The following is a 24,847-nucleotide window of genomic DNA, read 5'->3' as shown; positions in this document are numbered from 1 at the left end:
AAGCATCGCGGCATACGACGGTGCGAGTGGCGTTTTTATATAACAAACAACAATGGTTATGGAGACAGAATGAAAAAGGCATTTTTTAGTGTACTGATCGGTGCATGTTCATTCACCGTTGCAACAGCGCAGGCACAAAGCTCTGTGACGCTTTACGGCGTAGCGGACGCGGGGTTCGATTTTCTCAGCCAGGTGCAGACGGGTACCGGCACGACCGCTTCGCGCCTGCGCGCTGAAAGTAGCGACTTTGGAGCGAGCCGGTTCGGGTTGCTTGGCAAGGAGGATCTGGGCGGGGGGCTGGCCGTCATTTTCAATCTCGAATCGGGTACGAACCTGATGTCGGGAGATGCCGGCAGTAGCGGCGGGCGTCTCTTCAACCGGAAGGCGTTAGTCGGGTTCAGCAGCGAACAGTACGGGAAGCTTCAGATGGGACGCAATCTGTTCATTGCGAATGATCAGTGGGATGCTGACCCGATGGTGCAGCAAGCCTATTCATCCACTGCACTCGTTCGAAGCCGCAACGTACCGATCACAAGCAACAACATCGAATATCAGTCGCCTTCCATTTACGGCTTCAGTGCGCATCTTCAGTACGCACTCGGCAATCAGGCCGGCGCATTTAACAGCGGAGCCGCCGACGAGGCCGGTCGCAGTGATGGGGTGCAACTGACCTACCGGAATGCGTTGTTCATGCTGCGGGGCATGTACGACGAATTACGTGACCCGAACGGGCGCATGAGTAACGTCTTCACCAGTTCACGGGAATTCTTTGTTGGCGCCAACCTGTATCTGGATGCACTCACGCTACAGACCGCCTACACGCATCTCAGCGCGCCGGACACGCCTGCCGGTCTTGCGCGCAGCGCGGATCATTACTGGTTCGGCGGGCAATATCGGCCGACGCCGGCGCTGACGCTCAGCGGTGCTGTGTATTACATCCATGTCGGGTCTGGTGCTGGAGACGCGACACACGATCCGTCCGGCCACGCAACGATGTTCACGACGGGTGCAACGTACAGCCTGTCGAAGCGCACGCTCCTGTACGCGACGGTTGCGCATGTGCGTAACGCAAGCGGGTCGAATTTTTCTGTGGTGAACAACAACCCCGGTTTGAATAACGACAATCTCGACAACCCGTTGCCGGGGCGTTCGCAGACCGGTGGTTATATCGGCATCAACCACTCGTTCTAACAAAGTGTGTTGATGCCAGGCGCTATTTACCGCTCTTGCCCACGGGCAAGAGCTTCATTTTGACGATACCCATAAAACGGAGAATACGATGATTGACATTGCTTTGTTCGGAGCCGGCCGCATCGGCAAGATTCATGCATCGAACCTTGTACGTCAGGCGGGCGTGCGGCTCAAGTATGTGGTCGACATGCACGCGCCCTCGGCACAGGCGCTCGCGCAGATGTACGGCGCGAAGGTGACGGACGTCGATGGCGCGCTGGGTGATCCTTCGATTGGCGCAGTTGTCATCGCGTCGAGCACGAATACCCACGCGGGTCTGATTATCCAGGCGGCGAATGCAGGGAAAGCGGTGTTTTGCGAAAAGCCGGTGGACCTGACCGTCGAACGTTCGCGTGAGAGTGCAGCGGCGGTTGCGCGCAATGGTGTGACCTGCATGATCGGTTTCCAACGCCGTTTCGATCCCACGTTTGCGGCGCTCAAGGCGCGTATCGAGCGCGGCGAGATCGGTAATCCGGAAATGCTGATCATCACGAGCCGCGATCCAGGGGCGCCGCCCGTCGAATACATCAAGAGTTCGGGTGGTATTTTCAAGGACATGCTGATCCACGATCTGGATGTGTTTCGCTGGATCCTGGACGACGAGGCACAAACGCTTCACGCGACTGGCAGTTGCCTGACCGATCCGGCTGTTCAGGACGCGGGCGATATCGATTCAACCGCGGTGACGATCCGCACCCGGCGCGGGCTCCTGTGCCAGATCAATACGTCGCGGCGGGCAGCCTATGGCTACGATCAGCGCTTCGAAGTGCTCGGCAGCAAGGGCATGCTGCAGGCGGGCAATGTGCGGCCGACCGAAGTGACCGGCTGGTCGGCAAATGCTGTGTCGATCGACGTGCCGGAGCCGTTCTTTCTCGAGCGCTATCGGCAGGCCTACGCTGCGGAGATGGGGAACTTCGTCCAGGCGCTGACCACAGGCACGCCTGTGCGTACGACGATCGATGACGGCGTTAAGGCGCTCGAGTTGGCTCAACTCGCCACGCTTTCGTGGCAAAAGAAAGGCGAGACACTTCAGGTCGAATCTGAGGGAGGAGCGTAGCGCTCTTCTGGTGTGGCATATCGGCATCCTCGTACGCGCGGGGCATTCCCGCGTACAGCACTGCTGGACCAGTGTCTACGAGCGCGGCATGTTGAAGCTTGTCCGCCAGGATGGGCCGAAGCATCGGGGACCAATCTAAACGTCGAGGCCGACGTTCATCTTTCGATTGGTCCCATGCCGGTAATCCGGGATGTGGTCCTTGCTTCACAAAAGGGTCTTTTGATCTGTTGCCATCGGTTCGCCAAAACTATCTGGTTGCGTCAAAGCCGGGGCGATTGATTCACGTCCCTTGCGTTTGCCCGGAACGTGTCCTGACGCCTTAGCGTTCGTTGTTGTCGCGGTCTCGCGTCGCAGATCGAGTGCCGGCGCTAGATCTGCGTTGCCGTACTGACGGATCGCCGCCCCGGTCCGGAACACCGGCATTGGTACAACCGGTGCGGCCGACGATCCGCTGGCCGTGACGGATGAGTTTGCGCGGGTGCGTGGTGTGCAGGGATTGCGAGTCGTGGACGCTTCCATTTTTCCGGTTGTTCCGGGTGCCAACACGAACGCGCCGACACTCATGGTGGCGGAGAAGATTGCCGACGGGGGCTTTGTCACGTTGCCAAGGTGGTCGCGTAGAATCGGGAGATGAATAAATCTAGATCGCTCTATCATGGTCATCGCTTTCCGGCGGTGGTGATCAGTTGTGCCGTTCGCTGGTACTTTCGGTTTCAGTTGAGCTTGCCAGGGAGAAACTGATCCCTCACTAGATCTGCTTCCTTATCTCGCTTCTCCGACTACCTGTCAGGTCCGGTCTAGGCTAATACACCTTATGTGCTGTGGCGAGCCGTCGACGAGCACGGCGCCGAACTCGATATCCTGCTGCAGAAGCGGCGCGACACGGCCGCAGCCGAACGATTCTTCAAGCGCGTGCTTCGTTCGTGCCCAGTGCCGCGCAAGATCGTCACTGACCAGCTGCGCAGTTATCCGGCCGCGAAGTCCAGGATTCCCAAACTGGCAAACGTCAAACACGTGTTCGTCAAGGCTGCGGCCCGGGTGAACAACCGGGCCGAAAATAGCCATCAACCTACGCGTGAACGTGAGCGGTGCCTGCGCGGATTTCGCGACCCCAAGCGCACCCAGGCGTTTCTCTCGAGCTTCGGACCGATCCGGCAGCACTTCGCTCTCAAGCGACATTTGCTGCGCGCGTCTCTCTACCGCAAACAACTCACTCACCGCTTTGACGCGTGGCATCGTTTCACCGAGCTTACCCAAAATCCGCCCTGCTTTTAAGGAAAGCTCCGTCCATCGCACTTCTGCGCCGCGATCACGTTAATGTGACAACGCTAGGGAAACCGGTTGCGTCGGCCAACATTGGCATCGTGGGATGCGTTCCCGTCCGGTCCGATCTTTCGACATGAGCAGGGGCATCCAGTACCATGCTGCCCTCAGAAGTGAGGATTCAGCCAGGATGCAACGTTCTTTCTTGACGCGCGCGAGCGCCATCGCCTATCTGCTTGGGATGCGTCGCGCGACACCAGATGGGATTGACAACCAGCGGGTTGGCGAGGCTGACGTGAGGCTACAGGAACTGGATACGCACTATCAGCCGTGCGGTAAGCCTCCGTTAGGGCCGCCTGGCGAAAGCCGTATCGGCGACAATCGAGCCGCTGCTGAGATACTCTTCGAACGAACTCCAGAGAAACTTGTCGACCACCGCATCGTCGAGATCGTCTGGCTCCATCCCGCGAATCCCGCAGAGGAGTTTCCAGGGTTTGTACCGCGGCATGGATGATCGCAGCGTCGGAGGGTTTCGGTGTGTTCATGATGACGTTTTCGGCAGAACGCGCGCTGACTTTAGCTAAATCGCGTCTTTGCAATCCATCACCTGTGTGACAGGCTTTCGCGCTCTACCCGTCCGCGTCGAAGTAACGCTCGGGCGCTTTGAAGAAGCTCGCTCATGTTTTCGCCTGTGTGATTACCGGGATGGACCCGGAATATGCAGGATTGCCCTGATTTTCTCCGGGCACCTCTTTGCCGTGCGAGCGAATCAGGGTGATCAGTTCGCCCGTAGTGATCTCGAACCGGTATTCGCGCTGGGTTCCAGCCTTTCGCTCGTCGCATTCCACCAGCTGCACGCTCCTGCCGTCCTCGCTGGCGCGCAGTGTCAATGAACGACAGAGTCGTCCCGTCTCCACTTCATGTTGCATCAGCAAACTCATTTCGCCTGGCAGCCCCTTTGATCGACAGTTGTGCCACTTGTTGTTCCCGAATCCACTCACCAATAGGTCGAGACACTACTATTGGTAACCGCTTTTATCAATATCTAATGCACTGCTCAGGAGTAGTGCAACCACAGGCCAGTCAGGTCCCGATCGGTTCGTCGCCACTACCCTTCGACGAACAGCGGCAGGCAGACTCCAGTTTCCTCAGGCGGCCCCTGCCATGCCGTTCGCCTACGCGGCAAACCGGCAACACGGTCAGGAAACAGGCATCATCTGGGGGCCGCCGAAATTTGCCGAGAAAATCCCATGCACTGCCCGTTCTGCCGACAGACAATTGATATCGAATCCCGCTCCGGCGGGTGGATCGCGGTGCGTGACGGTGCTGACCATGCGTGCAGCGGGCTCGCGCAGGCGCTGTCTGCGGCGTCGGATAGCCGGCCATCGAACGGTTCAGGCGCCGCACCGCGTCAAATATCAGAGACTGATCGCCCGATCGCTAATGCACCACCCTTAGCGGCCGGGAACACGGTGGTGAAGACCACAACTGCGCCGACGGGTGCGCGGCGAAAGTTCGGGACGCGCAGCGGGCTACGCAGGCTGCCGGTGCAGCTCGAATTGCAGGCCATCGAATAAGGGTACCCGCCCGGTCGCGCCCCACGGGGCTTCGAATACAAGCAGGGCGTGCGCTCAATCCTCCCGCTGCGCATCGACGGCGTCCGGCTCACGCCGAAGGCCAAATAACTGCACGTTCACGGCCAGTAGTTCGGTTGGCCGACAATCGCAGAAGTTTGGCCACCACGAACCTGTGCGTACAAATTGCGAGCATTCAACATCTGCGAAAAGACCATAGCCACGGCACGACAGGATGCTCATGCGCAGCGATATCAGCTTCAAGACAACCGATGACCTGACATTGAAGGGCTGGCTCTGTCTCACGGGCGATGCAACCGTTCACCACGCTGCCATTGTCGTGGCGCATGGTTTTACGGCAGTCGCGAGTACGAATCCGCGTACGCCATCGACCGCATCGGCCCTACGCCACTTCAAATCATCGTTGTGCAGAAAGACACCGTCACCGTTTCGGACTTTGCGCTCAAGTCCTACGAGCGGACGTTGCAACCCGAGCATCTGGTGCCACTCGATTGCGGGCATTTCGACCCCTACCTGGGCCAGTTCGAGGCCTCCAGCGCCGCGGCCGTTGAATGGTTCAAACGCCACTTCTGATCAAGCCTACTGCCTTTGAAGGAAACACCTATGTCCGCTGCAAAATGGCCAGAAACCCATAGCCAGTCCAAAGCCCTGTACGACCGCGCCAGTAAAGTCATGCCGGGAGGAATTACCCGCATCTTGCCATGGCAAGAACCTTTCCCCGTCTACGCGGGGAGCGGCTCTGGCGCCTATGTCACGGACGTCGACGGAACGCGCCGGCTGGACCTGCTGAACAACTTCGCCTCACTCATCCATGGCCACGCTCACCCGGCGATCGTCGCGGCTATTCAGGAGCAGGTCACCAAGGGCACTGCGTTTACTCTGCCGACCGAGCCTGAGGTGGCGCTGGCCGAGACCATTTGTGCACGCGCTGAAGGCTTCGAGTGGATCCGATTCTCCAACTCCGGCTCCGAAGCGGTGATGTGCGCGATCAAGGCTGCACGCGCGATCACTGGCCGCTCCAAAATCGTCAAAGCCGAAGGCGTCTATCACGGCTCCTACGATTATGCCGAAGTCAGCCTGGACTCTTCGCCGGAAAACTGGGGTGATGATCCCAAGTCCGTCGGGTATTCGAACGGTACGCCCGAAGGCGTCAAGAACGACGTCGTGGTGATCCCGTACAACAACGTCGAAGCGGCAGAGCGGATCATCCTGGCGAACCGCGATTCCATTGCTGCGATCCTTATCGATCCAGCGCCGAGTTACTTCGGTTTCGTCCCGGTGTCGCAAGCCTTTATTGAAATGATCCGCCGTGTATCAACTGAAATCGGCGCAGTGTTTATTCTCGATGAGGTCATCACCTTCCGCGTACACAGCGGCGGGGCGCAGACGCGTTTCAATATCAAGCCCGATCTTACCGTGCTCGCAAAAATCATCGGCGGTGGCTTTCCTGTGGGGGCCGTGGCAGGTTCGCGCAAGTTCATGCAAGTGTTCGATCACCGTGAGGGCAAGCCGCTATTGCCATGGAGCGGTACCTTCACCGCTAACCCGATTACCATGACTGCAGGCAAAATCGCTCTGGACTTGTACACTCAGGCCGAGTCCGATCGCATGGACGTGCTGGGGGACCGTTTGCGCGCGGGCGTGACCCAGGCGTTCGCCAATGCCGGCTTCCCGGGTCAGGCCACCGGCTTTTCATCGATGTTCATGGTGTTTGGTCATCAGCGCGAGATTCACGACTACCGATCCGGTTATTCGAGCAAGGAGGAGATGAAGTGGGTGACCAAGCTGCAACGAAATCTGGTACTTGAGGGCTATCATATCGCCAAGACGGGCAAGGCATTCCTCTCGACTGTCATGACCGAGGACGAGGTTGATGGTTTCATTGCCGCGACTGAGCGAGCGGCGAAACAGACGATGATCGAGGTCTGAGGAGCTACGAGCACAAGGTCATAAAAAACTGCGCGGTGTCTAAGAGGATAGCCGCGCAGCAATAGATATCCCTTGTGCGCTTTCTATTGTGCTGGACGTCTGAATTCAACGATGCGTGAGGCCTGTCGCTACGACAGGCAACTGGGTGCTGGTTTTCGGTTGGCGCTGAATTTGTCCGAGAGCCTCGGTAGGCGTGGATTTTTGATGGACGAATCCCGATCGGTGAAAGCTCAGATTTCTGGACGCGGCGATTGACCGCCAACCCCTGTTGGGAGGCGATTCAAAACAAATTGAGCCTTGAGTAGCAGGCATTCAAGCGGGTCGATCGGTGGAATTTCACCGCCAGCCGCTCATATAGCCGCGCGTAAGCCTCTCGCTTTACACGGCTCGTCCCGGCCATTCCTTTGCCATCTCGCGATGGCGTTGTTGCATAAATCAGTCTGCCGAGGGGGTGACCTATTTCTCTTTTGTTTGAGCCGATTTTAAGTATTTCACCTTGGTGGCAATTGAATGACTGATTTGTTTTCGAAAGTCCCTATTCAACCCTTGGCCGAGAAAATGCGGCCCCGGTCAGTCGATGAGGTGGTTGGGCAGCAGCACCTCCTAGGTCAAGGAAAACCACTCAGGCTGGCCTTCGACGCAGAAAAACTGCATTCATTCATTTTATGGCCCCCCCCCGGTGTGGGCAAAACCACGTTGGGGCGTCTTGCCGCGAATGTTGCCAATAGCGAGTTTGTGAGCATTTCGGCCGTTTTGGCGGGTGTGAGAGAAATCAGGGCCGCGATTGACGTCGCTCAAAATGCACTTGACGTTCAAGGTAAGTCAACGGTTCTTTTTGTTGATGAAATACACAGATTCAATAAGGCGCAACAGGACGCACTATTACCGCATATCGAAAGTGGTCTATTTATTCTTGTCGGCAGCACGACTGAAAATCCGTCTTTCGAATTAAATAGCGCGCTTCTCTCGAGGGCTCAGGTTTATGTTTTGCAGCCGTTGAATGAAGCCGATTTTCGCCAGCTTTATCTCCGGGCGCTCCTGCATCTAAACGATGTCAGTTTTGACGAAAATGCGATATCGGTATTGGTGGGGTTCGCCGACGGGGACGCGCGTAGGTTTTTGAACTTGGTCGAGCAAGTGTCTACCGCTGCATCTGGCGCTGGCGTTAGCATGATGACCGCCGATTTTGTGCTGTCAGCAAGCAGTCCCTCGCTACGTAAATTTGATAAAGGCGGTGATGAGTTTTACGACCAGATTTCAGCCCTGCATAAGTCCATTCGCGGCTCGCAACCAAATGCCGCGCTATATTGGCTCGCGCGAATGCTAGATGGCGGCGCAGATGCTCGTTACGTTGCTCGTCGATTGATTCGGATGGCCAGTGAGGAAGTGGGAAATGTCGACCCTCGAGCTCTCCACGTGGCCATTAACGCTGCGGAGGCGTACGAACGTCTAGGTTCGCCTGAGGGAGACCTGGCCTTGGCTCAGGCCGCTACATATATCGCGATGGCGGCAAAGTCGAACGCGGTCTACGCTGCATGGAATGAGACCCGGGCCTTTGTTCAAGCTGACGGCTCCCGGCCGGTGCCAATGCATCTCCGGAATGCGCCAACGAAACTGATGTCTGAGCTTGGATATCACAAGGGCTACAGGTATGCGCATGACGAACCGGATGCTTATGCAGCGGGCGAACGGTATTTTCCCGACGGTATGCCAGAAGCTCAATGGTACAAACCAGTCCCGCGCGGACTTGAGATAAGGATTGCTGAAAAACTTCGATGGCTACAGTCGCTTGACGATGGGACTCATTCAAAGGATTCGCAAAATTAAAATTTGTCCCACGATTGTAGGCGAGAAATATGTATCGGATGTCGCGATGCATAGTACGCATGCAGACAGTGATGCCCTGTTCTCATGCTGAGCGGTGCTTTTGATCGAGATATGTATAGATTAGATATAATCTCGACCGTTCTGGTAAATTTGAAAGCGAGCGACAGCAAGTTAACAATTTGCCGATGAATTTACGAGGTGTGTCATGGACGTTCTTGATTTCGTCCCAAGCGTTTCATCAGACGGAAGCAAAATTACGTTTCGATTGCCCGAACGGATCGGCTCCGAAGAGTGTGCAATCACACGCAAGGCACTTGAAGCGCATTTCTGGCTCTCACCGGGTGCCGATGAAAGTCGCATGCTGAAGACGTTCGCCGATGGTCGAAATCGGATTGCCGCAATTGCGGAAAGGAAGATGCGGGCTCGGCCGGACCAGCCCGTGCAACTTACAAGTGATGACTTCGTCACAAAGCGGTAGGTGGCCTCGGCTCAATCCGGGCACAGTTCAGATCTCCGGAGCTGTCCGGCACTACGTTCGATCGCCATTAATCGAGTAAAAGGAACGAATGTGCATGTCGAGGCCCTTCTTAAATGTTGTGCCGATGGCCAGATAGATGTCGGGTTTTGACATCGGTTTTGACTCAGTCTTTAACGGTTTGAATCTCACGTAGCGTTGGAGGGCAGCGCGTGAGCGGGCAGGGCGCCTACGTCCGTTCAGCGAGATCCTGCAGGCCGCTGGCGAGGTTTGCGCGGTAGTTTGTGTGTCTGCACATGCTGCAGCGCCAGTTGCATGATCACGTCATCAACATCGGCCTGGGTGAGCTCGCGGTGCTTTTTCGTGCCCGGTGGGCGCAGGTCCGGCTCAACCCCGTTGTCACGATTCGTGCGTGACGGTGAACCCGATGCGCGCCGGTTATCGTGCTGCGGCTGCAGCGCCTGCGCGACCTGCAGCGCGTGACCGAGCCGCTTGTGCCCGATCACCGCGTCGTGGTCGATCTCCGACAGCCGGGCATAGGGCACGTAGGGAGGGGCAGTGCCATCCGCCCTGACCTCAATCCGCCCGTCCGGATACTCCCAGACGTCGATATAGCGGTGAACCAGTTTCCGGTTCGCCGGCGTGTCCTCGAGCTGGTTGATCACGCGGTCGTACTGCGCCGTCAGCAACTTCGTCACGCGCCGCGGCTCGCGCTAGGTCAGGATGGCGTCCAGATCCTCATCGTCACGCAGCGGCCGGTGTGCATCGAACGCGCTCTTCGGCGGTTTCGCAAAGCGCGCATTGTAGGACGCGATGAAGGCGGGCGCATGCGCATTCGAGGCGTCAATCGTGCTGATGCCGCGCAGCCGCAGTTCCTTCACCACCCGGTCCTGCAGGGTCAGGTGCGCGCGCTCGACGCAGCCCCTAGGCCGAACTGCTGTTCGCACACCACGTGTCGATGTTCAGCTCGTTCATCGTGCGGCCACTCGCTGCTGCCGCAAAATCCTGACAAAGTTCAGCACCGTCGGCGACTTTTCGCGCTGCCGATGGACTAACGCGATACCGGTCGAGAGCGGCTTGCTCCGCAGTTCGTGATACGAGACGCCTTCGACCTGGATCTGCCGGATCGATGCAGGCACCACCGCAACCCCGAATCCAGCTGCCACGAGGTTCGCCGCCGATGAGATCTGTGGCGACTCCATGCTGATGGCGGGCGCGAAGCCGGCTTCGCGGCAGGCGCTGATGATCGAGTCGTAGAGATCAGGGCCGATTGGCCGCGGGAAGAGGATGAACGAATCGTGCGCAAGGTCTGCCAGATCGACACGCCGTCGTCGGTTCAGGCGATGGCTCGCCGGCAGCACCGCCAACATGTCTTCGTCGACCAGCGGCTCGACGATCAGATCCAGGCAATTCAGCGGCATGCGCACCAGAGCGGCATCGAGTTGCCGCTCGGCGACTTTGTCGAGCAGCTGCGAGCTGTTGCTTTCCTCGCAACTGATCGACACGCGCTCATACGCATGCCGATACCGTTGCATTATCGTCGCGACGGTTGGATGAAACACGGTCGAACCCGCGAAGCCAAGCGAAAGCCGTCCCGTCTCTCCGCGTCCCGCGTTCTGTACTTCGACGAGCGCCTGCTGCGCGTCCTCGACGATGCGTAGCGCGCGCTCGCGAAAAAGCCGTCCCGCTTCGGTCAATTCGACGCGGCGCGGATGCCGGATGAACAACGGCGTGCCGATTTCCCGCTCGAGTTTCAGGATCTGCTGGCTCAAAGGCGGTTGGGCGATGCCGAGGTGCGTCGCGGCCTCCGTGAAATGCAGATGGTCGGCGACGGCGAGGAAGTAGCGTAGCTGACGAAATTCCATATCTTTTTCGTCTCCAAAATGTGGCTTTGAGATATTGGACTAATGGCCGGCCTGATTTTAACCTTTGGGTCAATCCGATGCGCTCCGAGGCCGCAGCCAAAACAGCTGAACGAAGTCGATGCGCGTCACGCCCAATGTTTCCTCGGGAGAATTTGATGTCAGCAGCGCGTGCGTCACTAGCCACGCTTCCGGCCAACGCGGCCCACACGTTGATTGCGGACCTGTGCAACATCGTTGGCAAGAAGCACACCCTGACGGATGACGGCGCGACCCGCCGCTATAGCACGGGCTTTCGTTTTGGTGCAGGCAAGGCGCTCGCGGTAGTACGCCCCGGCACGATTGTCGAACAGTGGAAGGTGCTGCAGGCGTGCATCGCAGCGAACGTGATTGTCATTACACAGGCGTCGAATACGGGCCTCACTGGCGGCTCGACACCCGATGGCAACGACTATGATCGCGACATCGTGATCGTCAGCACGAGCCGCATGAAGAAGGTGTACGTGATCAACGATGGCAAGCAGGTCGTTTGCCTTCCGGGGGCCACACTCGACCAGCTTGAAAAAATGCTGAAGCCGCTTGGGCGCGAGCCTCATTCGGTGATCGGCTCGAGCTGCATCGGCGCGTCGGTGTTTGGCGGCGTGTGCAACAACTCGGGCGGTGCGCTGGTGCAGCGCGGCCCGGCGTACTCGGAAATGGCGGCATTCGCACGGGTCGATGCGACAGGCCGACTGAGCCTCGTGAACCATCTGGGAATCGAGCTGGGCGAAACGCCCGACGACATCCTTGGCAGGCTTGAGCGTGGCGGGTTCTCGGATTCCGATGTCCGGCACGACGCGGGCGCCGGCTCGGACCACGGCTACGCGACTCATGTTCGTAAGATCGATGCCGATACGCCGGCGCGCTTCAACGCCGATCCACAGCGCCTCCATGAGGCGTCAGGCTCGGCCGGCAAGCTGATGGTGTTCGCGGTACGGCTCGACACGTTTCCGATTGAGCGAAACGCAAAAGTGTTCTATATCGGCACGAACCGGCCGGACGAGCTCACTGATATCCGCCGTCATGCGCTCCACGACTTCAAACACCTGCCGATCTCGGGCGAATACCTGCATCGGGACGCCTTCGACGTCGCTGAGGAGTACGGTAAGGACAGCTTCCTCGCGATCAACTATCTCGGCACGTCCCGGCTGCCCGCGCTGTTCGGACTGAAAAGCCGTTTCGATGCATTGTTCGATCGCCTCGGGTTTTTCCCTTCGCATATCACCGACCGCGTCATGCAGGCCGCGAGCCGGTTGTTCCCAAGTCACCTGCCGCCGCGAATGAAACAGTATCGTGACAAGTACGAGCATCATCTAATGCTGAAGGTGACGGCCGAAAGTGTCGAAGAAACGCGTGCCTTCCTCTCGAGCTATTTCGAAAACGCCACCGGCGGCTATTTCGAATGCACCGACGAAGAAGGCAGGAAAGCGTTCCTGCATCGCTTTGCCGCCGCCGGCGCCGCAGTCCGCTATCGCACCGTGCACAGCCGGGAAGTGGAAAACATCGTCGCGCTCGACGTTGCGCTGCGCCGTAACGATCGCGACTGGATCGAGACGCTGCCGCCTGACATCGAAGAGGCGATCTCCACCAAGTTGTATTACGGCCACTTCCTGTGCCACGTGTTCCACCAGGATTACATCGTCAAGAAGGGCAACGACTGCCTCGAAGTCGAACACAAGATGTGGACGCTGCTGGACCGCCGCGGCGCCGAGTATCCGGCCGAACACAACGTCGGTCACCTGTACCGTGCGAAGCCCCAGCTCGCGGCGTTCTATGAGCAACTCGATCCCTGCAACTGCTTCAACCCGGGGATCGGACAGACGTCGAAGTTCGCGAGGTACCGGGAAGCGGCGGCCTAGCTGCCGTCTATTGCCGCCAGCAGAGTTCGCAGTCACTATTTCTGTTGTCTGAGTTGCGGCGGCGAGAACTGAATGGTGTTGCTAAGAAGCATGGCGTCGTGCCGTGCGCAAGGGCCAGTGCCGGTCGGTTAAGGAATGCCCCTTGAGATCTGTTGCAAGTCTCCTTCAGGTCGGTAAAAACGCGTTCGACTTTGTCTCGACAGCGGCCGTTCACAGCAACGTCTGTTGCCGATGGGATCGCGTTGACTTCTGTCATCGACTAGCGCTGTGGCAGTTTGATCTCGCATAACCACTTTTGCTGGCTGTGGGCGACGGATTAACTGCGACACGGTTGTCAGATGTTTGCTTTCGGTTCCCGTAATAGCTCACCGCTGCAAGCTGTTTATAGGTCAAAATATCGCAACCCACTGTCGTCGACAAACTTGCACCCCACAAACGCTAAAACCAAGTCTATAAGGGGTCCCAGCCTTACATGCGCATGCGCGTGCCTAAATCCGCAGTCTGTCCTCGTCGTTGCAGTGGGCCGCCAGGCGTGTTCTGTTAAATTTGGAAGCGAGCGACAGCAAGCCAAAAGTGACCCGATGAATTTACGAGGTATTTCATGGACGTACTTGACTTCGCGCCAAGCGCGTCGGCCGACGGCAGCAGAATCGACTTCCGGTTGTCCGAACAGACGGGCTTCGCCGAGTGTGCGATCACGCGCGAGGCACTTGAAGGGCATTGTCAGGTTGCGTGCCCCGTGGGATAAGATGGCGCGATGAAGAAATCGAAATCGCTCTATCACGGTCACCGTTTCCCGGCTAGTGTCATCAGCTGTGCTGTTCGATGGTAATTTCGCTTCCAGTTGAGCTTGCGCGACATCGAGGAACTGCTTCTCGAACGCGGCGTGATCGTGACATACGAGACGATCCGATGCTGGTGTGACAAGTTTGGTAAGGGCTTTGCTCATCGAGCGAAAGCGGTGCGACGCAAGCCGGGTACTACGTGGCACCTCGACGAGATGTTCGTCACGATGCGTGGCGAACCGTACCTGCTGTGGCGTGCGGTCGACGAGCATGGCGGCGAACTCGACATCCTGCTGCAAAAGCAGCACGAAAGCCGCTGCCAAACGCTTCTTCAAGTGTGCGCTGCGTTCGAGCCCGTTGCCGAGCAAGATCGTCACCGATCAGTTGTGCAGCTATCCGGCAACAAAAGCCCTGATCCCGGAACTTGCGAACGTGAAACACGTGTTCGTCAAGGCTGCGGCCCGACTGATCAACCGCGCAGAGAACAGTCATCAACTGACGCGCGAACGCGAGCGTCGCATGTGAGGCTTTCGCGACCCGAAACGCACACAGGCTTTCCTTTCGAGCTTCGGTCCGATCCGTCAGCTCTTCGCACTGAAACGGCATCTACTGCGCGCTTCTCTCTATCGCAAACAACTCGCGGCGCGATTCGCTGCGTGGTGCAACATCACCGAAGTCGCCCAAAATCCGTCCTCCGCCTTCTGAGGACGCTCTTTCCCGTCGTCTTTTCTCCTCAGCCTCGACAAGTTGACAAAGCCGTTTGCACAGCGGGTGTGCGCCCCTCATCACGTTCCCGGCTCCATTGTTCAAGTAGCGTGCGCGTCTGTTCGCGTATAGTCGACTTGATCTGTTCGGCTTTCTCTGCATCGATCCTATTCCAGCCAAAGACCGTCAGCGTCGAGCGGTGCGCGACATGAAAAATCACCAGTTGCCCATGCAGGCTGAACGTGCGGATCAGCGTGACCGGATCATCGGCGGCGCGTCCAGAAATTCGCGCCACAAGCGCAGTGCTCGCATCATTTAGCGGCTCGCGGATCCGGCCGGTGAGAATCTGCGTTGCACTTTCGGGTTCGTGTCCGGCCTGCTCGCGCGCGAAGAAAAGCCGCCTGCCGGGAATGTTGGTTTTCGCGAGGACGGTGTCAGCGATTGCTTCCTGAATGCGCATGAAGGCATCAATCAACGCTGCGACGTCGGCATTTTCACGGAGCGCTTCCTTCGCGTGCTTGACGACCGGCCCGAATGCCTTCCATGCATCGTCGGCGAGCGCTTCGAGGCACGCGCGATACACACCTTCCTTGTTCTCGAAGTAGTACTGCAGCGCGGGCGCGTTGACGCCGGCGCGAGCCGCGATGTCGCGCGTCGACGCGCCCCCAAAACCGTGTTCGCCAAACAGTTCGATCGCCGCCTCGATGATCCGGTGGCGCGTCCGATCGCCGCGCGCGTAGCCGCCCTCTGGCGAACGGCGCAGTCTTCTTTCGGTGTTCATCCATGTGTCTCCATTTCATCCGCAGAAATAAATCACCTGACACAATTGTAGCGCCTGGAATAATTGCACCAACCGGAAATAATTTGATCGATACGACGTTGGCGACCGGAGGCTCTCCATCCCGCCCGATACCCGCCTGCATCACGCATCAGGCGAACGGTGCAGATCGCACTTTGCATCGTCATACTGATTGTCGGACCGGGTTGGCTCGTCCGCCGGTGGACCGTTGGGCTCTTCATCGAAAGCTGTTGATGTTCGCGACCGTCATTAGCACCTCAGCCTTCAGCGCCACAGGGTGACCCTTGCCGGACGGCGATAGCTCAGGAGTGGAATGGCAAGCGCAGGATTTGCCAGGAAACGGAGTTGTCCGACGCGCCCCTCATTACCGCCTCGGTTTGTGGCTCAAGCGCCCTTCGGCGAAGGATAAAAAGTGCACATTGCCAATTGCACTAACCCACACATATATCCACCGTGGTGCGACAGTCTTCTCAAAGTCTCAATCGGCGAGCATGACACGGTCGGTTGCGGGACGCGTGCGTCGCAACGCGTATCGCTTTCGCGAGCAATCTTGGAACCGACATAAGGGATCTTCGTGCATCGCTAATGCTTGAGGTTTGCCTTGAGGCAGGGGCAGGCCGGCACTGTGAGGGTCGGCAACGCTGTGGTTTTTTTTCTCGATGTTCCAAAACCCATGTTGCCGAAGGGAGATGCGTCAGGCGGAGCTGCTGGCGCAAGCGCCGCGGGGCAGACGTCGCTGGGACTCTGCCAGGATTTCCTGCGCCTTCAGAATGACCGGCCGGTCGACCATGCGGCCGTCGACAGCCACGGCCGCGCCGTGGGATGCAGCAGCGCCTTCGACAACCCGGTGGGCCCATTCGACATCTTTCTCGCTGGGGACGAACGCAGCATTGACCGCAGCAACTTGCCTTGGATGTATACAGAGCTTGGCGCCGAAGCCGAGCCGCTTTGCACGAATCGTGTCGCGCGTGATCTGCTCGGGATCGTCGAGCGTGGTGCTGACCCCGTCCACCGGCGGCAGCAGGTTGCCGATGCGAGAGGCGAAGACGATCTGTGAGCGGAAGTACAGAAGCTGCTCATCGTCGCCGTCAATGCCGAGGTCGAGCTGGAAATCCACATTACCGAATACGAGTCGGGTGGTCAGCCGGTGCTGGGCGATAGCGACGACATTCCGAAAACCTTGGGCGGTTTCGATCATCGGCAGGATGTCGGTCGGCTTGCCCGCGAACTCGCAGAGGAAGATATCGTCGATGCGTTCCGTCTTGGGCAGCATGACGGCTGCGACGGATGGCGCACGGCATAGAGCGATGTCGTCGCGAAACCATTCGCTGTTCACATCATTCACACGGACCGCCACCGGCGTACTGTTTGTCGACAGCCACTCGGCGAGGGCAGCCCGCGCGATCTTCTTCTCGGTGGGAGGCACTGCATCTTCCAGATCGATAACGACAACATCGACGCCCGACGCAGCCGCCTTGGCAAACCTGTCCGGCCGGTTGCCGGGAACGAAGAGATAAGACCGGGGTGCAAGGTCAGCCACGTTGAGTCTCCAGTTTCGATTCAGGGAGCAGTTTGGGTACGACGGTTGCATCGGTAATCGTCCATGCCGACTTGATTGAGCGCTTGAGTTCGTCTTCGGTGGCCGCATTGCCATACAAGCCCAGCGTGATCGTTTTGTGTTCGAGTTCAGCGCGCGTGAGCGTGTTGCCTGGATCACCCTTGGGGTCGTCCACGCGGCCCTCGAACGTGCGGCCGTCCTTCGTCTGAACGATGACCTTCCCGATCCAGCGTGACGGATAGGCCGTATCGACTTCAGGGTCGAGCACCATCGAGACCTTTTTGCAGAAGTGCGCGATCCTGCTTTCCTTGTAATAGCCGTCGAACTCACGCACACCGGCGTGGCCGAATTCCGCTACCAAAGCGAGCACGGTGCCCATGGAGAACTTCGCCTGATGAACAGTCTTTGGGTCGGTTACCGGGCCGAGGACGTCAATTGCAGCCTGGTGAACATGAGTCACCACCGTCTCGATGTCATCCGGCGCGAGCTTCTCACGCTGAAGAACCTGCATCAGAGCATCGGCCGCCGGATGAGTGTGCCGGCAGGAAGCGTGATACTTGAAGGACGTTTCGATCAGCGCCCAGCGCTCGCCGAGCGCTTCGGCGAGTTTGTCCGGATGCGTTTGCGTGGACATGCCCGCGCCCATGCCTTTCGCGCCCTCGAAGATGTCCTTCGCGCCGGTGAAGCCGTCGGCCGCCAGGTAGGCTGCGAGAAGACCGTTCGCCGCAGCCTTGGCCGTATGCAGTTGCTTGGAGTCCGCGGCGTCTTTCAGAAATTCCCAGAGTCCGGCTGCCTGGGTGCCGGCGGAGCCAAACGCGTTCACCATCTGCTCGTCGCTCAATCGCAAAAGATTACCGACTGCTGCTGCAGCCGCGATCGTCCCGACCGTGCCGGTAGTATGAAAAATCTTGTAGTGCGACCGACCGAGGAATTCACCGACACGGATGCCCACTTCATAGCCTGCGACAGACGCTGCGATGAACTCTTTGCCACTTCTACCAAGCGCTTGCGCAGCGGCCCACGCTGCGGGGAACACGACGGTTGCCGGGTGCAGAACCGAACTGTTGTGAAGGTCGTCCTGTTCAGCGAAGTGCGATGCGGCGGCGTTGATCATTGCCGCGAAGAGCGCGCTGGTGGTTCGGCGGGAGATCAGTACTTCGCAGAGACCAGACTGCGGCCCGAATTCGAATGCGTACTTCTGGATCGTCTCGACAGGACGCGCCTCGCGGCCAGCCAGTGCTGATCCGAACCAGTCAAGGAAGAGGTCTTCCGTGCGTGCCACCACGTCTTTGGGGATCTGTTCAAACTTGAGATTGGCCGCAAACGAAGCAAGAATCTGGGTATTGCTCATAACAGGCTTACCTTAACTGGGGGAGTTAGATCACGGCCGCTTCACGAAGCTCGCGGATGGCATGGGTCGAAAAACCCAGTTCATTCAAAAGGGCTTCGGTGTGCTGGCCTAACGCGGGCACGGCGTCCAGTCGAACATCGGATGCTGTACTGATGCCTGGCGGCAGCAGGGCGGGAATGGGACCGGCAGGTGAGTCGATGTTCACCCAGCGATTGCGTTCCTTAAGCTGCGGATGCGACCACACGTCGGGCATATCATTCATTCGCGCGTTAGCGATTTGCGCGCTATCCAGCCGACTGATGACCTCTTCCGAAGTCAGTTTTCTGAATGCGGTGACAATGATTTCGCGCAGTTCCTCGCGTGCTGCTACCCGCTTCGAATTGGAACTGAAACGAGGATCGATGGCGAGTTCGGGTTCCAGCAGAACCTGCGAGCAGAAGACACCCCATTCACGCTCGTTCTGCAATCCCAGCATGACTGTCTTTGCATCGCCGGCGGGGAAGGGGCCATAGGGGTAGATGGTCGCGTGAGCGGCGCCGGCACGAGGTGGCGGGGATGCGCCATCGAACGCGTAGTAAAGGGGATACGACATCCACTCCACCATACTCTCGAGCATCGAGACGTCGATTTCCCGTCCCAAGCCGGTCTTCGATCGTTGCAGAAGCGCGGAGAGAATGTTCGTGTAGGCATACATCCCTGCGGCGATGTCAGCAATGGAGCAGCCAGCTTTGGCCGGTGAGTCCGGAGCGCCGGTAATCGACAGGAACCCGGACTCACTTTGGATCATCAGATCGTATGCCTTCTTGTCCCGATAGGGACCATCGGATCCGTAACCGGAGATGTTGCAGACAGTCAGGCGGGGATACTTCTCATGCAACGCTTCATACGACAGCCCCAGTCGCGCCGCGGCGCCGGGCGCCAGGTTCTGCACTAGCACGTCGGTGTCCTCAAGCAGGCGCTCGAAAATACTCTGCGCCTGCGGGGCCTTGACGTCGAGCGTGAGGCTCTCCTTCGAGCGGTTGCACCATACAAAGTGCGAGGCCATGCCGTGCACGCGCTCATCGTAGGCACGCGCGAAGTCGCCGACGCCTGGGCGTTCGATCTTGATCACGCGTGCGCCAAGATCCGCAAGCTGACGGGTGCAAAACGGTGCTGCAATCGCGTGTTCGAGGGTGATGACCTTCACGCCGTCCAGCGGTTTCATGTCCGTCTCCTCAGAAAGAGCGCGGCAGTCCGAGCAGATGCTCGGCTACATACGAAAGAATGAGATTGGTCGAGATCGGCGCGACCTGATAGAGCCGTGTCTCGCGGAATTTGCGTTCGACGTCGTATTCGTTCGCAAAACCGAAGCCGCCATGGAACTGCAGGCACGCATTGGCCGCCTCCCAGGAGGCGTCAGCCGCAAGCAGCTTGGCCATATTGGCTTGCGCGCCGGCGGGCTGCCTGGCGTCGAAAAGCTCGCAGGCCTTGTAGCGCATCAAGCTTGCCGCTTCGACGTTGACGTGCGCGCGGGCGATCGGAAACTGCACGCCCTGGTTCTGTCCGATCGGGCGGCCGAAGACGACGCGTTCCTTGACGTACTTGCAGACCTTGTCGAGGAACCAGTAGCCATCGCCGATACATTCAGCGGCGATCAGCGTTCGCTCGGCATTCAGGCCATCGAGGATGTATTTGAAGCCTTTGCCTTCTTCGCCGATCAGGTTCTCGGCGGGAATCTCGAGGTTGTCGAAAAATAGCTCGTTGGTCTCGTGATTCACCATGTTCGGAATGGGACGCACGGTCATGCCCTTGCCGACTGCCTGATGCAGGTCGACCAGAAATATCGACATGCCCTCGGATTTCTTTGCGACCTGATCGATCGGCGTGGTCCGCGCGAGCAGAATCATGAGATCGGAATGCTGGATCCGGGAGATCCACACCTTCTGACCGTTGACGACGTATCGGTCACCTTTGCGCACGGCGGTTGTCTTGAGCTTGGTGGTGTCGCTGCCGGTCGTCGGCTCGGTCACGCCCATCGACTGAAGCCGCAACTTTCCGCTTGCGATTTCCGGAAGATATTTGGCCTTTTGCTCTGCCGAGCCGTGCCTGAGCAGTGTCCCCATGTTGTACATCTGCCCGTGACACGCACCGGAATTGCCGCCGCTGCGGTTGATCTCTTCCATGATCACCGAAGCTTCGGTCAGTCCGAGCCCTGAGCCGCCAAATTCCTGTGGAATAAGGGCTGCGAGCCAACCGGCGTCGGTTAGGGCTTGTACAAAGGTTTCAGGGTAGGCGCGTTCCTCGTCGATCTTGCGGAAATACTCGGCGGGGAAGTTGGAACACAGATCGCGAACCGCTTCGCGAATGTCCTGATAGGGGTCAATGTTAGCCAGCACTTGTCTCTACTCCTCTGAGTTCATTTCTGAAAAATATACGCGGGTGCCGTTAGCGTCGCCTCGGCATCGACGCACAACACGCCATTGGAATTGGCTGCCCAGAGCTTCACTTCGGTCGATCCGGGGGCACGGGCCGCGTAGATAAAAAAGGGGGCGCAGTCAAACAGCGGGTTGACCGCTTTGAACGAGAAAGAAGCGATCGATTCACCGGGAACACTGCGCCGGACGAGATCGATCAGCAACGTCGCAGTCAGTGGCCCGTGGACGACCAGCGCCGGATAGCCTTCCTGTTCCTGGGCATAGTTGCGGTCATAGTGAATGCGATGCCCGTTAAAGGTATCGGCGGAGTAGCGAAAGAGCAGGACCGGGTCGGGCACGATCTCTCGCTTCCAGGTGAAAGCCGCCGGCGCGGTCGGGCCGGTTGCCGCGGTGTACGCCGTCGTCGCGGACTCGCGGTACACAACGTCCTGTTCTTCGGAAATCAGTGGACCTTCGAGGTCTTCCAGTTCGTGACGCAGACGTACAAAAACGAGCTTTCCGGTACGCCCTTCCTTGGCGGCGACGTCAAGAATCTGCGACGTCCTGGTGACTTCGCTGCCGACCACGAGCGGACGTTCGAACCGGACGCGGCTGCCCGCCCACATGCGTCTGGGCAGTGGCACTGGCGGCAGGAATCCACCGCGTGTCGGATGTCCGTCCACACTGACCTGCGACTGCGAAACGATGTGAGGAAAAAACGCCCAGTGCCACAGCGGAGGCAACTGAGAACCGGCACGCGGGACGTCCTCATAGTCCAGCGTCGCAGCGAGTTGTTGCGCAAGACGTGGCGAGACGAATTCGCGCTCGACCTGTGTACGGCCGATCCAGGTGCGCAGGTAGTTGAGTTCAGCAGTCATGGGGGCGTCGGATAGCGTCGTTCACGCTAGATTGACGCACCCGCCTGCTGACTACAATTTGTGTCTGGAGAAGAGGGCTTTAAACGCAGACTAACTGCTGACGTTCAGGCCGGCTGGGACTCGCGCTCGCTTTTGCACTTCTGCGTGAGGAGGTCGACCAGTTCCCGCGCGAAAGACGGCAACAGGTCAAGGTTGCGCACGCAGATCAGCAGATTGCGCGTCGCCCAGTCGTCCTCGATTTCAACGAGCTGGATGTTCATGGTTTTCACGTAGCGTAACGCTGAAGAGCAAGGCAACACGCCGATCCCGACGTTGGCCTCGATCATTCGGCACAGCGCTTCGAAGTTACCTACTTCAATGCGCACCTGAAGTTTCTTGTGCATGTCGCTTGCTACGCGGTTCAGAAAGGTATGAATCGCGCTAGCTTCGGGCATTCCGACGAAATCAAACTCGCTTGCCTCTTCAAATGGAATGGAGGTCTTTCCGGCGAGGGGATGCGCATTCGAGACCGCCAATATGAGCCGGTCTGAGCGGTATGGCAGGACTTGTAGCGATTCGGGCCTGACATTGCCGGCGACTATCCCGACGTCCGCCGTGCCTTCACTGACCGCGCGCACCACGTCATGGCTCAACCGTTCGCGAAGCTCGACGTTCACGTCAGGATGTTCCGCGAGAAAGTCCCGCAGGTCGTTAGGTAGGAATTCAGTTGTAGCGGTAGTGTTCGCAAAGATCCGCACATGACCTTTGATGCCGCGCGCGTACTCCTGCATGTCGCCGCGCAGCTGCTCGAGTTGCGACAGGACCAAGCGGGCGTGGTGAAGGAATGCCTGGCCCGGCGGCGTGAGCGTAACGCCCTGGCTGGTCCGATACAGCAGCTTGGTCCCCATGCTTTCTTCCAGATTCTTGATCCGGGTGCTTGCCGCGGGTACCGACATATGAAACCGCTCGGCACCACGCGTCAGGCTATCCGTCTCAGCAATACATGTGATGAGACGAAGATCAACCAGATCGAAATGCATGGCCATGTTCCGTACTCTGAATGAAGAGAAGCTCGGTTGATCCGGTGTGGCAAAAAGCGGAAATCAATCTGGAGAAAACGATGTTGATTACGTCGTTCAGCAACGGACCGTTCGATTTGTTCGATACCGAAAGTGCCAAAGCAGACCTGCAGCAGGCCCTGAAAAAGGCGCGCTCCGAGTTTGTCCCCGACGGGTGTTCAGTTGCCTGTTGCGCAACCCGGGCCGCCGACGATCTTCAGCGTATAAACCGTCGACGCGCCCAACTGCTGTGGCGCGATCGGCTCGACCAGCCACGAAGGAAAACGATTCAGGTCCAATTCGCTCGGGCCCAACTCAAGAGTCGCATCCGCCGCCGTGATGGTCAGCGTGGGCAGCGATGCATGGTTGAACACGACAAAAAACGGATCGTTATACGTCAGACTGCCGCTGGCCGTCGTTTCTTTCGTCGACGTCACAATGCGTTTGACTTTGTCAGCCTCGACGATCCAGGCGTGCGCACGGCCTCGGGTCCGAACCGCCAGTTGCAGCGCGGCGGCATCGCTCTGCTGCAGCGCGGCTGACGACACGCGTGCCGGGTCCGTCGGATCATCGTCATGCAGCAACGGGTGCATGAACTCGTCACCGGCAGGATCTTCGATCCGGTATAGATGGTTATCCGCCTGTTCGCGCCGGCACGAGGGATAACAGCTGGCCTGGGGCACGTCGATACGCTTGACCAGATGGCCATCGCTCACGAGCGCGATTCGGTCGACAAACTCGCTGACTTCGTAGCGGCCCGCATCGCCGGCGGTACAACGGGTGGCCTGAGGCGATGCGGGGCCGCTGACTGCGGGTGGGGCGGCATGTGCGAGCACCATGAGCAGACACCACGCCGCCATGGCCCATTTGAGTGCTCTCATCGACGCTCCCGTATATGACGCTGAACCACGATGCCGCTGCGCGCCCGCAGCGGTCTCATTCAAATCAGCTCCGGATCAGTTCAGCCCGGCTCACGTGTGGCAGCTTCGAATTCCTTCAGGTCGAACCCCGGCTGGGCCGCTTGCGCGATGGTCGGCAACGCGGCGCGGGCCAGCAGTTTGCGCGACGCCATATGGTCGCCCGGCCGGTTACACGATTCCACTGCGATCAGGCGGCCGGAGCGGAAGCACAACACGCTCAATTGCCGGTTCTCACCAGAGCCGAGCAGGACCGTTTCATCGTGGCCATCGGAGAGCCCTGCGATCTGCAATTTCAGATCGCCCTGGTCGCTCCAGAACCACGGCAACGCGGTGTAAGCCACAGGTTTGCCAGTCAGGCGTGCCGCGACATTGCGGGCCTGGTCGACAGCATTTTGCACCGACTCCAGGCGGATCGGCGCGCCGCTCCAGGCAGACGGAAAACTGACGGCGTCGCCGATGGCTGAAATTGAAGGATCGTTGGTCAGCAACTGCGTGTCGACGCAGATGCCGTTTTGCACGGCGAGGCCCGCGTCGGCGGCGAGGTCGGTGTTGGGTAACACGCCGATCCCGTACACGACCAGTTGCGCTGGCAGACGGCGGTTGTCGCCCGTTTCCACGGCCACCACCTGGCCGTTGTCGCCGACCAGCCGCGCGACGGTTTGCCCAAAGTCGAACTTCACGCCCCAGCCGGTATGCGCAGCGCTGAACAGCGTCGACATATGCGTGGAGAGGGCGCGCGCCATCGGCCGCGTTCCGAGTTCGATCACGTGGACTGACAGGCCTTTGGCCGCCGCTACGGCCGCGAATTCGAGGCCGATGAAGCCGGCGCCGATCACGACCACGTCGCGCGCGGCCGCCACGCGCGGCGCGAGCGCGTCGGCATGTTCCAGCGTGCGGATGCCGAATACGCCGTCGAGTTCGATTCCCTCAATGGGCGGCACGCGGTTGCGCGCACCCGTGGCGAGCACCAGGTGGTCGTACGGCACGCGCTCGCCGCTCGCCAGTTCCACGCACTGCGCCTCGCGATCGATCCGCGTGACCCGCGCCTCGGCCCGTTCGAGACGCTGTTGCTCGAACCATTCGTGAGTGCGAAAGCGCAGCGCCGTGGTGCCGATCTTGCCGAGCAGGTAAGCCTTCGATAACGGCGGACGCTGATATGGCACACCTGGCTCGTCGCCGATCAGCGTGATGTGTCCTTCAAAACCTTCCTGCCGCAGCGAAGCCGCAGTCTGATATCCGGCCTGGCCCGCACCGACAATGACAACGTTATTCAATGACATGAGAG

The 24,847-nt window shown here is 58.9% G+C and carries 20 protein-coding genes and 4 pseudogenes; 12 read left to right on the top strand and 12 right to left on the bottom strand.

Annotation, left to right across the window (positions count from 1 at the left end; translation table 11 throughout):
• Window positions 1-69: 69 nt before the first annotated feature.
• From FSO04_RS10405 to FSO04_RS10390, 5 genes and pseudogenes are all read left to right on the top strand, one after another.
• The gene (locus tag FSO04_RS10405) at window positions 70-1,191 is read left to right on the top strand and encodes a porin (protein ID WP_154559616.1); all 1,122 of its coding nucleotides are present in this window, start codon (window positions 70-72) and stop codon (window positions 1,189-1,191) included.
• An 88-nt stretch (window positions 1,192-1,279) separates the two neighbouring features.
• Window positions 1,280-2,287, top strand: coding sequence for an inositol 2-dehydrogenase (gene iolG / locus FSO04_RS10400; RefSeq protein ID WP_154559615.1), 1,008 nt, complete (start codon window positions 1,280-1,282; stop codon window positions 2,285-2,287).
• Window positions 2,288-2,681: 394 nt separating this feature from the next.
• On the top strand, window positions 2,682-2,921 hold the full coding sequence (locus FSO04_RS10395; protein ID WP_199203021.1) for a GMC oxidoreductase: 240 nt from the start codon (window positions 2,682-2,684) through the stop codon (window positions 2,919-2,921).
• A pseudogene (locus FSO04_RS48720) lies at window positions 2,918-3,010 on the top strand (IS6 family transposase); the annotation flags it as partial. The gene FSO04_RS10395 and the pseudogene FSO04_RS48720, both read left to right, overlap by 4 nt.
• Window positions 3,011-3,097: 87 nt before the next feature.
• A pseudogene (locus tag FSO04_RS10390) lies at window positions 3,098-3,562 on the top strand (DDE-type integrase/transposase/recombinase); the annotation flags it as partial.
• A gap of 665 nt (window positions 3,563-4,227) precedes the next feature.
• On the opposite strand, the gene FSO04_RS10385 reads toward FSO04_RS10390, so the two are convergent.
• On the bottom strand, window positions 4,228-4,479 hold the full coding sequence (locus FSO04_RS10385; RefSeq protein WP_233464807.1) for a hypothetical protein: 252 nt from the start codon (window positions 4,477-4,479) through the stop codon (window positions 4,228-4,230).
• A 1,071-nt stretch (window positions 4,480-5,550) separates the two neighbouring features.
• On the opposite strand from FSO04_RS10385, the gene FSO04_RS10380 reads away from it, so the two are divergent.
• The 4 genes from FSO04_RS10380 (at window position 5,551) to FSO04_RS10365 (ending at window position 9,379) form a co-directional block, all read left to right on the top strand.
• On the top strand, window positions 5,551-5,718 hold the full coding sequence (locus tag FSO04_RS10380; RefSeq protein ID WP_154559613.1) for an alpha/beta hydrolase family protein: 168 nt from the start codon (window positions 5,551-5,553) through the stop codon (window positions 5,716-5,718).
• A 30-nt stretch (window positions 5,719-5,748) separates the two neighbouring features.
• On the top strand, window positions 5,749-7,074 hold the full coding sequence (locus tag FSO04_RS10375) for an aspartate aminotransferase family protein (protein ID WP_154559612.1): 1,326 nt from the start codon (window positions 5,749-5,751) through the stop codon (window positions 7,072-7,074).
• Between the two features lie 510 nt (window positions 7,075-7,584).
• Window positions 7,585-8,901 (top strand): replication-associated recombination protein A, encoded by a 1,317-nt coding sequence (locus FSO04_RS10370; protein ID WP_154559611.1) that lies wholly within the window; start codon window positions 7,585-7,587, stop codon window positions 8,899-8,901.
• A 205-nt stretch (window positions 8,902-9,106) separates the two neighbouring features.
• Window positions 9,107-9,379, top strand: a complete 273-nt coding sequence (locus FSO04_RS10365) for a DUF1488 family protein (RefSeq protein WP_154559610.1) — start codon at window positions 9,107-9,109, stop codon at window positions 9,377-9,379.
• 236 nt (window positions 9,380-9,615) lie between these two features.
• Here the strand turns inward: FSO04_RS10365 and FSO04_RS47455 are convergent.
• Both FSO04_RS47455 and FSO04_RS10350 read right to left on the bottom strand, forming a co-directional pair.
• A pseudogene (locus FSO04_RS47455) lies at window positions 9,616-10,360 on the bottom strand (transposase family protein); the annotation flags it as partial.
• Entirely contained in the window at window positions 10,348-11,241 is an 894-nt protein-coding gene (locus tag FSO04_RS10350) for a LysR family transcriptional regulator (RefSeq protein WP_154559607.1), read from the bottom strand. The pseudogene FSO04_RS47455 and the gene FSO04_RS10350, both read right to left, overlap by 13 nt.
• A gap of 155 nt (window positions 11,242-11,396) precedes the next feature.
• Here FSO04_RS10350 and dld point away from each other — a divergent pair, with 155 nt between their 5' ends.
• From dld to FSO04_RS10335, 3 genes and pseudogenes are all read left to right on the top strand, one after another.
• On the top strand, window positions 11,397-13,136 hold the full coding sequence (dld, locus tag FSO04_RS10345; RefSeq protein WP_154559606.1) for a D-lactate dehydrogenase: 1,740 nt from the start codon (window positions 11,397-11,399) through the stop codon (window positions 13,134-13,136).
• Between the two features lie 601 nt (window positions 13,137-13,737).
• On the top strand, window positions 13,738-13,884 hold the full coding sequence (locus FSO04_RS10340; protein ID WP_154559605.1) for a hypothetical protein: 147 nt from the start codon (window positions 13,738-13,740) through the stop codon (window positions 13,882-13,884).
• A gap of 9 nt (window positions 13,885-13,893) precedes the next feature.
• A pseudogene (locus tag FSO04_RS10335) lies at window positions 13,894-14,626 on the top strand (IS6 family transposase).
• A 28-nt stretch (window positions 14,627-14,654) separates the two neighbouring features.
• Here FSO04_RS10335 and FSO04_RS10330 read toward each other — a convergent pair.
• From FSO04_RS10330 to FSO04_RS10290, 9 genes are all read right to left on the bottom strand, one after another.
• Window positions 14,655-15,407, bottom strand: a complete 753-nt coding sequence (locus tag FSO04_RS10330) for a CerR family C-terminal domain-containing protein (RefSeq protein ID WP_154559604.1) — start codon at window positions 15,405-15,407, stop codon at window positions 14,655-14,657.
• A 712-nt stretch (window positions 15,408-16,119) separates the two neighbouring features.
• Entirely contained in the window at window positions 16,120-16,965 is an 846-nt protein-coding gene (locus FSO04_RS10325; protein WP_168435632.1) for an HpcH/HpaI aldolase/citrate lyase family protein, read from the bottom strand.
• Window positions 16,958-18,334: an MmgE/PrpD family protein gene (locus tag FSO04_RS10320; RefSeq protein ID WP_154559602.1), complete on the bottom strand. Its 1,377-nt coding sequence runs from the start codon at window positions 18,332-18,334 to the stop codon at window positions 16,958-16,960. Before FSO04_RS10320 ends, FSO04_RS10325 begins: the two co-directional genes overlap by 8 nt.
• A 25-nt stretch (window positions 18,335-18,359) precedes the next feature.
• Entirely contained in the window at window positions 18,360-19,538 is a 1,179-nt protein-coding gene (locus FSO04_RS10315) for a CaiB/BaiF CoA transferase family protein (RefSeq protein ID WP_154559601.1), read from the bottom strand.
• Window positions 19,539-19,548: 10 nt separating this feature from the next.
• Window positions 19,549-20,709, bottom strand: a complete 1,161-nt coding sequence (locus FSO04_RS10310) for an acyl-CoA dehydrogenase family protein (protein ID WP_168435631.1) — start codon at window positions 20,707-20,709, stop codon at window positions 19,549-19,551.
• Window positions 20,710-20,729: 20 nt separating this feature from the next.
• On the bottom strand, window positions 20,730-21,605 hold the full coding sequence (locus tag FSO04_RS10305) for an HTD2 family dehydratase (RefSeq protein WP_154559600.1): 876 nt from the start codon (window positions 21,603-21,605) through the stop codon (window positions 20,730-20,732).
• Between the two features lie 104 nt (window positions 21,606-21,709).
• On the bottom strand, window positions 21,710-22,630 hold the full coding sequence (locus FSO04_RS10300) for a LysR substrate-binding domain-containing protein (RefSeq protein WP_154559599.1): 921 nt from the start codon (window positions 22,628-22,630) through the stop codon (window positions 21,710-21,712).
• A gap of 191 nt (window positions 22,631-22,821) precedes the next feature.
• Entirely contained in the window at window positions 22,822-23,523 is a 702-nt protein-coding gene (locus FSO04_RS10295; RefSeq protein ID WP_154559598.1) for a hypothetical protein, read from the bottom strand.
• 80 nt (window positions 23,524-23,603) lie between these two features.
• Window positions 23,604-24,842, bottom strand: a complete 1,239-nt coding sequence (locus tag FSO04_RS10290; RefSeq protein ID WP_154559597.1) for an NAD(P)/FAD-dependent oxidoreductase — start codon at window positions 24,840-24,842, stop codon at window positions 23,604-23,606.
• Between the last annotated feature and the right edge of the window lie 5 nt (window positions 24,843-24,847).

It is taken from the genome of Paraburkholderia madseniana, from assembly GCF_009690905.1.
Lineage (GTDB): Bacteria > Pseudomonadota > Gammaproteobacteria > Burkholderiales > Burkholderiaceae > Paraburkholderia > Paraburkholderia madseniana.
The sequence above is the reverse complement of the archived record's forward strand: the minus strand, read 5'-3'. Positions and strand labels throughout refer to the sequence as shown.